Source organism: Brevundimonas sp. (genome assembly GCF_036677305.1).
Classification (GTDB): domain Bacteria; phylum Pseudomonadota; class Alphaproteobacteria; order Caulobacterales; family Caulobacteraceae; genus Brevundimonas.
In genome coordinates this window covers 1-9,710 of record NZ_JAKFEB010000198.1, presented here as the reverse complement: position 1 = coordinate 9,710, position 9,710 = coordinate 1, and the positions used below count along the sequence as shown (strand labels likewise).

Below are 9,710 nucleotides of genomic sequence, written 5' to 3'. Positions count from 1 at the left end.
TCGACTATGACGGCGTCGTCGCCGACAGCGAACTGCTCAACAACGCCGCCCTGGCCGAGGTGCTGACGGGGATCGGCCTGCCGACGAGCACCGACGACGCGATCGCCGCCTATATGGGAAGGCGCTGGCTGGATTGCCGGCCGCTGATCGAGGCGCGGCTGGAAGGCCCCTGCCCCGACACGGTTCACGGCGACTGGACGCGCCTCTGTCATGAGCGGGCCAGCACCATTCTGACGCCCGTGGCGGGACTGGCCGGGTTCGTCGAGGCCCTGGAGCACCCGCGCTGCATCGCCTCGAACGCCACGCCCGAATGGATCGAGCTCGGTCTCGCCCGCTTCGGACTGACCGGCCGGATGGGCCCCGCCTTCAGCGCCGCCGTCCATGTGACGCGGGGCAAGCCGCATCCGGATCTGTTCCTGCACGCCGCGGCGGCGATGAACGCCGAACCGGCGCGCACCCTGGTCGTCGAGGACAGCACCGCAGGCGTGCTGGCGGGCGTTGCGGCCGGAATGAGGGTCGTCGGCCTGTGCGCGGGCGGTCACATCCGGGACGGTCACGCCGAGAGTCTGTCGGCGGCCGGCGCCCATGACATCGCCCTGTCCTGGGACGAGGTCGCGAGAATGATCGCCTGAAATAACCCGCCCTTAACCGCGATGATTCACCAATCGGTCTTCAAGCTGAGCGGGGCCGCGTACCAATGTCCGATCTGAAGACCGACGTCGTCATGAGGGGCGACTGCATCGAGGTGTTGCGCTCGCTCCCCGACGCCTGCGTGGACATGGTCTTCGCCGACCCGCCCTATAACCTGCAGCTGGGCGGCGACCTGCTGCGGCCGGACAACAGCCTGGTCGACGCGGTGGACGACGACTGGGACAAGTTCGACAGCTTCGCCGCCTATGACGCCTTCACCCGCGAATGGATGACCGAGTGCCGCCGGGTGCTGAAGCCCGAGGGCTCGATCTGGGTGATCGGCAGCTATCACAACGTCTTCCGCCTGGGCGCGGCGATCCAGGACCTGGGCTTCTGGGTGCTGAACGACATCATCTGGCGCAAGTCGAACCCGATGCCGAACTTCAAGGGGACGCGGTTCACCAACGCCCACGAGACCCTGATCTGGGCCGCCCGCAGCCGCGAGCAGAAGCGCTACACCTTCAACTACGACGCCTTGAAGGCCTTCAACGAGGACACGCAGATGCGGTCCGACTGGACGCTGGCGCTGTGCACCGGCGAGGAACGGATCAAGGACGCCGACGGCAAGAAGGCGCATCCGACCCAGAAGCCCGAGGGCCTGCTGCACCGGGTGCTGCTGGCCGCCACGCGGCCCGGCGACGTGGTGCTGGACCCCTTCTTCGGCACCGGCACGACGGGGGCCGCGGCCAAGCGGCTGGGCCGTCATTTCATCGGCATCGAGCGCGACGAGACCTACGCCAAGGTGGCCGAGAAACGCATCAAGGCCGTCATCCCGGCCGCGCCGGAGGACCTGGTGGTCATGGGCTCCAAGCGGGCCGAGGTGAAGGTGCCGTTCGGGGCTCTGGTGGAGGCCGGCCTGCTGTCGCCCGGCGACAAGCTGTACTGCCCGCGCGGCGACCGCGAGGCGCGGGTCCGGGCCGACGGCTCGCTGGTGGCCGGCGAATTGACCGGCTCGATCCACAAGCTCGGCGCCCTGTTCGAGAACGCCCCGGCCTGCAACGGCTGGACCTACTGGCGATTCAAGACGGATCAGGGACTTAGGTCGATCGACACCCTGCGGGCCGAGGTCCGCGCCGGGATGCAGTGACCGCCAGCGGACAGTTGTAACGCGGTAACCTGCGCAGTTTGCACAGGAAAAAACCGCGTTCGAGGAACTTCGCACTTGCGAGATGGTTGATAGTCCGGCGCCTCCTCCCCAGAGGTGTCGGGAGCTTTTGGCCATGAAGATCGCGCAAGTCACGCCGCTGTACGAAGCCGTGCCCCCCAGGCTGTACGGAGGCACCGAACGCGTTGTCGCCCATCTGACCGACGCCCTCGTCGATCTGGGCCACGACGTCACCCTGTTCGCCTCGGCCGACGCCGAGACGCGCGCGCGGCTGATCCCCGTGCGCGATCAGGCGATCCGTCTGGATCCCGCCCCGCTGAAGTCCGATCTGGCCGCCCACATGACCATGCTGGCCGAGGTGCTGAAGCGCGCCGACGACTTCGACGTGATCCATTTCCACACCGACATGATCCAGTTCCCGATGTTCGAGCGCCATGCCGACAAGACGGTGACGACCCTGCACGGACGTCTGGACATGAAGGACATCGGCGGCGTCTACGAGCGCTGGCCCGAGTTCGGCCTCGTTTCGATCTCGGATGACCAGCGTCGCCCCCTGCCGCTGGCCAACTGGAAGGCCACCGTTCACCACGGCATGCCGGGCGAAACCTATAAATTCTCGCCGAAGCCGGCGGGCTATCTGGCCTTCCTCGGCCGCATCTCGCCCGAGAAACGGCCGGACCGCGCCATCCAGATCGCCACGGCGCTGAACAAGCCGCTGAAGATGGCGGCCAAGGTCGATGCGGCGGACAAGGTCTATTGGGAGACGGTCATCAAGCCGATGGTCGACGGCAATCCGCTGGTCGAATTCGTCGGCGAGATCGGCGACCACCAGAAGTCCGCCTTCCTGGGCGGGGCCGAGGCCCTGCTGTTCCCCATCGACTGGCCCGAGCCCTTCGGCCTGGTGATGATCGAGGCGATGGCCTGCGGCACGCCGGTGATCGCCTTCCGCTGCGGCTCGACGCCCGAGATCATCGAGGACGGCGAGACGGGCTTCCTGGTCGACACCCTGGAACAGGCGGTCGCGGCGGCCGGGCGGGCGCACCTGCTGGACCGCGAGGCGATCCGCGCCCGGTTCGACCTGCGCTTCTCGGCCACGGCCATGGCGCGGCGCTATCTGGACGTCTACGGCGACCTGCTGGCCAAGCGGCCTTTCGCGGAAGAGCCGCTGGCCGACGTGGTCACGCCCCTGCGCGGGCTGGAAGGCCGCAGCTTCGCCGCCAACGCCTGATCGCGCTGAACCCGGTCGCGCTTCGTCCATTACCGTACGCAGGCGCCATCAAGCGTCCCCATTCGGGTGAGACCTTCGGCCGATCCTGAACCGCCCCCCGGAGCCTTCATGGACGACGCCTATTCCGTCACCACCACCGCCGCCGAGACCTCGGACACCGACGGACTGGAACGGCTGATGGCGCTGAAGGACGCCGACACCTTCGCGGTCGCCGACGGCTGGGGCGACATGAAGGGCGGAGCCGACGGCCTGTTCGACCATGACACCCGCATCCTGTCGCGGCTGGTGCTGACGGTCGGCGGAGCGCGGCCGTCGCGGCTGAGTTCGGGGGTCAGTCAGGACAACGTCTATTTCACCTGCCATTCGACCAACCGCCCCCTGCCGCCGATGGGCGGGCGCTCGGCGCCGGCGGGCGTGCTGCATATCGAGCGGCGGCGCTTCGTCTGGAACCGGCGGCTGTTCGAGCGGGTGCGGATGGTCAACCACGGCGTCGAGGACATGCTGCTGCCGCTGGCGCTGGATTTCGCCGCCGACTTCGCGGACATCTTCCAGGTCCGCGGCACCCTGCGCGAGAAGCGCGGGGTCACCGAGACGCCGACGCACGACGGGCGGCGCGTGACCTTCGCCTATGTCGGGCTGGACGAGGTGCGGCGGACCAGCTGCCTGGCCTTCTCCGAACCGCCCGCGCGCCTGAGCGGAACCCACGCCGAATTCATGTTCAGCCTGCCCAAGGGCCGGCGCTGCGACCTCTATATCGAATGCGGCCCCGACCGTTGCGAGGCGCCGGACGAGGCGCGCTACCGGATCAACGCCGTGGCGGCGCGGCTGGCCATGCGAACGCGGCGGCGGCGGGGCGCCTCGCTGAGAGGGCCGCGCAGCCCGCGCTTCAACGACTGGCTGGACCAGAGCCGCGCCGACGTGGCCCTGCTGACCACCGACCTGCCGACCGGCCCCTATCCCTATGCCGGGGTGCCCTGGTTCTCGACGCCGTTCGGGCGGGACGGGATCATCACCGCCTGGCAGATGCTGTGGCTGGATCCGTCGCTGGCGCGGGGCGTGCTGACCTATCTGGCCATGCGGCAGGCGACGGAGTTCTCGGCCTTCCAGGACTCCGCCCCCGGCAAGATCATGCACGAGACGCGCGGCGGCGAGATGAGCGCGCTCGGGGAGGTGCCGTTCGGCCTCTACTACGGCGGGGTCGACACCACCTGCCTGTTCGTGGCCCTGGCCGGCGCCTATGCCCGGCGGACCGGCGACTACGGCCTCATCCGCCAGCTGTGGCCCAATCTGATCGCCGCCGTGGGCTGGATGAAGGATCACGGCGACATCCAGGGCGACGGACTGATCAGCTATCAGCGGGAGGCCGAGACGGGCCTGTCCAATCAGGGCTGGAAGGATTCCGAGGATTCCATCTTCCACACCGACGGCCGCTTCCCGAAAGGGCCGGTCGCCCTGCTGGAGGTGCAGGGCTACGCCTACGCCGCCTGGCAGGCGATGGCCGACCTCGGCGCGGCGCTGGGCGATCCCGGAGCCTTGGGCTGGGCGGCGCAGGCCGAGCGGGTGCGGGCGCTGGTCGAGGACCGGTTCTGGATGGAGGACGAGGGTTTCTACGCCATCGCCCTGGACGGCGACGGGGAGCAGTGCCGGTCGATCGGGTCCAACGCCGGCCACCTGTTGTTCACGGGCCTGCCGTCGCCGGAGCGGGCGAAGCGGGTGACGAAGCGGCTTCTCGGCGCGGAGTTCCGTTCCGGATGGGGCGTGCGGACGCTGGCCACGGGTCAGGCGCGGTTCAATCCGATGAGCTATCACAACGGCTCGGTCTGGCCCCATGACACGGCCATGGCGGCGGCGGGCATGGCGCGATACGGCGAGCGCCGGGCAGTGGCCCTGCTGCTGGGCGAGATCTACGCCTCGGCGGCCCATTTCCACCTGCGCCTGCCCGAACTGTTCTGCGGCTTCGAACGCCAGCCCGGCGAGCCGCCGATCGCCTATCCGGTCGCCTGCCTGCCCCAGGCCTGGGCGGCGGGGTCGGTGTTCCTGATGCTGCAGTCGGCGCTGGGGGTCAGTATCGACGCCGTGGCGGGAACCGTGGAGATCGACGACCCGGTGCTGCCGGCCGGCATCGACCGGCTGAACGTGAGCAATCTGCAGGTCGGAGACGGGGTCGTGGACCTGGCCTTCCAGCAGATGGGCAACCACACGGTGGTCTTCCCCCAGCGTCGCGAGGGACCGGTGTCGGTGCGGACGGTCCGCTAGACGAGACCGCGCTCCAGCGCCTTGCGGAAGACGGTCGGCAGCGAGCGCAGGGCCTCGTCCGGATCGGTCCACAGGAAATCGCCCGCCCCCGTCGCCGCCCGTACCGACAGCGTCAGCGAGAAATGGGTGAACACATGCTCGACCGCGCCCGCGTCGCGCCAGTCGGCGGCGACGGGCGGCGACGCATCGAACGCCGTCGCCGACCATTCCGACGTCGGCAGCCCCGTCATTCCGCCCAGCAGCCCCTTGTCGGGTCGTCGCACCAGCGCCACCCGGCCCCGGTCGTCGCGCAGGACCCAGGCGGTTCCCGTGCGATGGGGGCGCTCCGCCTTCCTCGTCTTCAGCGGATAGCGTTCCGGCGCGCCTGAGCGGAAGCCGGCGCACCAGGATGTCAGCGGGCACAGCTCGCACAAGGGCCGGCCCGGGCGGCAGACGGTGGCGCCGAGGTCCATGAGCGCCTGCGCCCAGTCGCCCGGACGGTCGTCGGCGACCAGCGACCCGGCCAGCCGGCGCAATTCGGGCTTCGCGGCGGGCAGCGGCGTCCCGACCGCGAACAGCCGCGCCATGACCCGTTCGACATTGCCGTCCACCACATTGGCGGCGCGGCCGAAGGCGATGGCGGCCACGGCGGCGGCCGTATAGGCGCCCACCCCCGGCAGGGCCAGCAGTCCCGCCTCCGTATCCGGAAAGACGCCGCCGTGGTCGCCGGCTACCGCCCGCGCGCAGGCCAGCAGGTTGCGGGCGCGGGCGTAATAGCCCAGCCCCGCCCAGGCGGCCATGACGTCGCTGTCCGCGGCCGCCGCCAGATCGGAGACAGTGGGCCAGCGCGCGGTGAATGTCTGGAAATAGGGCGTGGCGTGGGGGGTGGTGGTCTGCTGCAGCATGACCTCGGACAGCCACACCCGGTACGGATCGGGGGCCAGCGCGCCCGGCGAAGCTCGCCACGCCAGGGTGCGTCCGTGGGCGTCGTACCAGTCCAGCAGGGCCGCGCGGAGGGCATGAGTATCCATCAACTCCCCATTACCCGTCATCCTCGGGCTTGTCCCGAGGCCCCATTCGTCCGTCGCAGAACCGGGCGACGCTCTCAGCGGCGCCTGAACGCGCCCGGCCCGTCACTCGTCGGCATGGGTCCTCGGGACAAGCCCGAGGATGACGGATGTTTTTGTGGGTCAGGCGCGAAAGCAATGCGATACAAACCCAAATGCCCCGCACGCTGCCCACCGACGAAGAGGTCCGCGAAATCCTGTCGCGGCGGCGCACGCGTCCCGCCCCGCGCCCCGCGCCCAAGGCCGGCCGCGCGCTGCAGGGGCTGATCAAGGAGCTGGACGCCAAATTCGGGCGCGGCGCGCAGGCGCTGGAGCCGCGCTGGCGCGAGATCGTCGGCGACCGGCTGGCCCGCGTCACCCGCCCCCAGAAGCTGACCAAGGGCCGCGGCGGCGCCGGCGGCACGCTGGAACTGCGCGTGGCCGGTCCGGCGGCCCTTCTGGTGCAGCACCAGTCGGAAGACATCATCGCCCGGGTGAACCTGTTCCTCGGCGCCGGCAGCGTCGAAAAGCTGCGCATCGCCCAGGGCCCGGTGAAGCCGCCCTCCGACATCGCGGCGCCGCCGAAGCGCCGACCCGCCGCCCAGCCGCTGGCGGCCCAGGACGAGGCGGCGCTGAAGGCGGCGGTGGCCGATGCGCCGGACGTCCTGAAGGGTCCCCTCGAACGGCTCGGCAGGGCGGTTCTGGGCGATCCGGGAAAAGGCCGCGACCGCGCGGGCCGTTGACAAAACTTCGCCCTTTCTGTTCTCGAAGGTGGTCAGACGCGCGCGACCGCGGGGAATCGCGCGATGCTCCGGAAATTCCCGCCGCCATTTGAGGAAGACGCCATGAGCGCCACCACGAAATACGCCGCCATGAGCCGCCGCGCGGCCATGACCGCCGCCGCCATGGCCGCCATGGCCACGCTCGCCGGATGCGGCGGAGGCGGCACGAAGGGCGCGGCCGAGGGCGACATGGCCCTGGGCGCCCCCGAAGGCGCCAAGGTCACCGTGGTGGAATACGCCTCGGTCACCTGCCCGCACTGCGCGGCCTGGCAGGAAACCACCTGGCCGGCGTTCAAGGCCGCCTATGTCGACACCAACAAGGTCCGCTACGTCTTCCGCGAACTGCCGACCCCGCCGGCCAATGTCGCCGTCGCCGGCTTCATGATCGCCCGCTGCGCCGGCGAGGACAAATATTTCGACGTCATCCACGGCATCATGGCCAGCCAGGCCGAGTGGCAGACGGGCGTCAATCCGCGCGACACCCTGTTCCGCGTCGGCAACGGCGCCGGCCTGAACAACCAGCAGATCGAGGCCTGCATCAAGGACCCCGAGAACCTGAAGGCGTCGGAAGCGCGGTCGGAAGCGGCCATCAAGGCCGGCGTCACGGGCACGCCCGCCTTCTTCGTCAACGGCACCGCCATCGTCTCCCCGGGCGAAGAGGGCGCCACCATGGCTGACCTGTCGAAGGCCATCGAAGCCGAGCTGGCGAAGGGCTGATCGCCCGGTGCGGCCGCCGCGTCTCCTGCTGCTCCTCGCGCTGATGATCGCGGCGCCCGTCGCCTCGGCGTCGGCGCCCGCGGTCGCGACCGAACAGGTCGCGCCCGTGTCGGCGGCGGATCGCAGCATCGGGCGCGCCGACGCGCCGGTGACGGTGATCGAATACGGTTCATTCGCCTGCCACGCCTGTGCTGACTGGCATCAGTTCGTCTATCCCGGGTTCAAGGCGCGGTTCATCGACACCGGCCAGGTCCGGTTCGTGTTCCGCAACCTGCCGACGCCGCCGGAGGAGATGTCCCTGCCCGCGCACGCCCTCGCGCGCTGTGCGGCCCCGGGCAAATTCTTCGACGTCGCGGCCAGCCTGATGCATGGACAGGCGGCGGTCCTGCGCGGCGGCGCGCTGGACGCCTGGTACGCCCCCGCCATCGCCGTCAGCGGGCGGACGCGGGCCCAGATCGACGCCTGCGCCGCCACCCCCGCCACCCGCGCCGCCATCGAGCGCGACATCGCCAGCGCCCACGCCGCCGACGTCCACAATACGCCCAGCTTCTTCGTCAACGGCCGCCGCGTGACCGACCGCTCGCTGGGCGGGCTGGAGGTCGCGATCCGGGCGGCCGCGGCCCGTTGACCGCGTAGGGACCCATGCAGTTCCAGCGCCTCCGGCTCGTGGGCTTCAAGTCCTTCGTCGATCCAGCCGAAGTGCATATCGAGCCGGGCCTGACCGGCGTGGTCGGCCCCAACGGCTGCGGGAAATCGAACGTCCTTGAAGGCCTGCGCTGGGTCATGGGGGCCAATTCGGCCAAGGCCATGCGCGGCCAGGGCATGGACGACGTCATCTTCGCCGGCGCCGCCGACCGCCCGCCGCGCAACCACGCCGAAGTCCAGCTGACCATCGACAACGCCCAGCGCCGGGCGCCCCAGCCCTTCACCGACAGCCCGATGCTGGAGGTGTCGCGCCGCATCGACCGGGGCCAGGGCTCGACCTACCGCATCAACGGCAAGGAGGTGCGGGCCCGCGACGTGCAGCTGCTGTTCGCCGACGCCTCGACCGGCGCCAACTCGCCGGCCCTCGTCCGTCAGGGCCAGATCAGCGAACTGATCGCCGCCAAGCCCCAGAACCGCCGCCGCATCCTCGAGGAGGCGGGCGGGGTGGCCGGCCTGCACACCCGCCGGCACGAGGCCGAGCTGCGGCTCAAGGCGGCCGAGGCCAACCTCGAACGGCTGGACGACATCGGCCGCGAACTGGAGACCGCCCTGTCGCGGCTGAAGCGCGAGGCGCGGCAGGCCGAGCGATACAAGAAGATCTCCGCCGAGATCCGCGCCCTGCAGGCGGCCCTGCTGTTCGTGCGCTGGAACGACGCCCGCGTCGCCGCCGAGGCCGCCGCCGCCGAACTGGCCGAGGCCGACCGCGCCGTGCTGGAGGCGACGACCGCGTCCAGCCGCGCCCAGACCGTCGCGCTGGGCGCGCAGGAGGCGCTGAAGCCGGCGCGCGAGGAGGACGCCGTCGCCGGGGCCCTGCTGCACCGCGCCTCGCTGGAGCGCGACCGGCTCGACATGGCCGAACAGGCGGCGCGGGCCGAGGTCGAGCGACTGACCGCCGAAGGGGCCCGCATCGCCGCCGACATCGAGCGCGAAACGGCCATGGCCGGAGACGCCGGAGACGAACTGGCCCGGCTGGGCGCGGCGCTGGAAACCCTGACCGCCGAGATCGCCGCCGCCCCCGCGCGCGGTCCCGAACTGGACGCCGCCCTGTCGGCCGCCGAGGACGCCCGCAAGGCCGCCGACGCCGAGGTCGAGCGCGTCGCCGGCGCCGTCGCCTCGGTCGAGGCCCGGGTCAACGCCGAGAGCGCCCGCAAGCGCGACGCCGAGGCGCGTGTGGCGCGGGCGGAGGCCCAGCTGTCCTCCGC

General features: G+C 70.8%; 9 protein-coding genes. 8 read left to right on the top strand and 1 reads right to left on the bottom strand.

Annotated features, from left to right (window positions below):
* The 4 genes from V6M42_RS11745 to V6M42_RS11730 form a co-directional block, all read left to right on the top strand.
* Window positions 1-632: HAD family hydrolase (locus tag V6M42_RS11745; protein ID WP_332678605.1), on the top strand; the 632-nt coding region annotated here is incomplete at its 5' end.
* Window positions 633-697: 65 nt separating this feature from the next.
* On the top strand, window positions 698-1,777 hold the full coding sequence (locus V6M42_RS11740; RefSeq protein WP_332657533.1) for a site-specific DNA-methyltransferase: 1,080 nt from the start codon (window positions 698-700) through the stop codon (window positions 1,775-1,777).
* A gap of 133 nt (window positions 1,778-1,910) precedes the next feature.
* On the top strand, window positions 1,911-3,023 hold the full coding sequence (locus V6M42_RS11735; protein WP_332678603.1) for a glycosyltransferase family 4 protein: 1,113 nt from the start codon (window positions 1,911-1,913) through the stop codon (window positions 3,021-3,023).
* Window positions 3,024-3,131: 108 nt separating this feature from the next.
* Complete coding sequence (locus V6M42_RS11730) at window positions 3,132-5,279, top strand: amylo-alpha-1,6-glucosidase (protein ID WP_332678602.1); 2,148 nt, start codon at window positions 3,132-3,134, stop codon at window positions 5,277-5,279.
* Here the strand turns inward: V6M42_RS11730 and mutY are convergent.
* Window positions 5,276-6,289 carry an A/G-specific adenine glycosylase gene (gene mutY / locus V6M42_RS11725; RefSeq protein ID WP_442880958.1) on the bottom strand — a complete coding sequence of 338 codons (1,014 nt, stop codon included), beginning with the start codon at window positions 6,287-6,289 and terminating at the stop codon, window positions 5,276-5,278. The two genes, V6M42_RS11730 and mutY, sit on opposite strands and share 4 nt — an antisense overlap.
* A gap of 191 nt (window positions 6,290-6,480) precedes the next feature.
* Between mutY and V6M42_RS11720 the strand changes: the two genes are divergently transcribed.
* From V6M42_RS11720 to V6M42_RS11705, 4 genes are all read left to right on the top strand, one after another.
* On the top strand, window positions 6,481-7,047 hold the full coding sequence (locus V6M42_RS11720; protein WP_332657539.1) for a DUF721 domain-containing protein: 567 nt from the start codon (window positions 6,481-6,483) through the stop codon (window positions 7,045-7,047).
* Between the two features lie 102 nt (window positions 7,048-7,149).
* On the top strand, window positions 7,150-7,803 hold the full coding sequence (locus V6M42_RS11715) for a DsbA family protein (RefSeq protein WP_332657540.1): 654 nt from the start codon (window positions 7,150-7,152) through the stop codon (window positions 7,801-7,803).
* 7 nt (window positions 7,804-7,810) lie between these two features.
* Window positions 7,811-8,431 carry a thioredoxin domain-containing protein gene (locus tag V6M42_RS11710; protein ID WP_332678598.1) on the top strand — a complete coding sequence of 207 codons (621 nt, stop codon included), beginning with the start codon at window positions 7,811-7,813 and terminating at the stop codon, window positions 8,429-8,431.
* A gap of 14 nt (window positions 8,432-8,445) precedes the next feature.
* The coding region (locus V6M42_RS11705) for an AAA family ATPase (protein ID WP_332678597.1) at window positions 8,446-9,710 on the top strand (1,265 nt) is incomplete at its 3' end.

Coding starts and splice junctions, on each gene's coding strand:
- V6M42_RS11740 (WP_332657533.1), top strand. CDS start 698: ATGTCCGATCTGAAGACCGACGTCGTCATGAGGGGCGACTGCATCGAG.
- V6M42_RS11735 (WP_332678603.1), top strand. CDS start 1,911: ATGAAGATCGCGCAAGTCACGCCGCTGTACGAAGCCGTGCCCCCCAGG.
- V6M42_RS11730 (WP_332678602.1), top strand. CDS start 3,132: ATGGACGACGCCTATTCCGTCACCACCACCGCCGCCGAGACCTCGGAC.
- mutY (WP_442880958.1), bottom strand. CDS start 6,289: ATGGATACTCATGCCCTCCGCGCGGCCCTGCTGGACTGGTACGACGCC.
- V6M42_RS11720 (WP_332657539.1), top strand. CDS start 6,481: ATGCCCCGCACGCTGCCCACCGACGAAGAGGTCCGCGAAATCCTGTCG.
- V6M42_RS11715 (WP_332657540.1), top strand. CDS start 7,150: ATGAGCGCCACCACGAAATACGCCGCCATGAGCCGCCGCGCGGCCATG.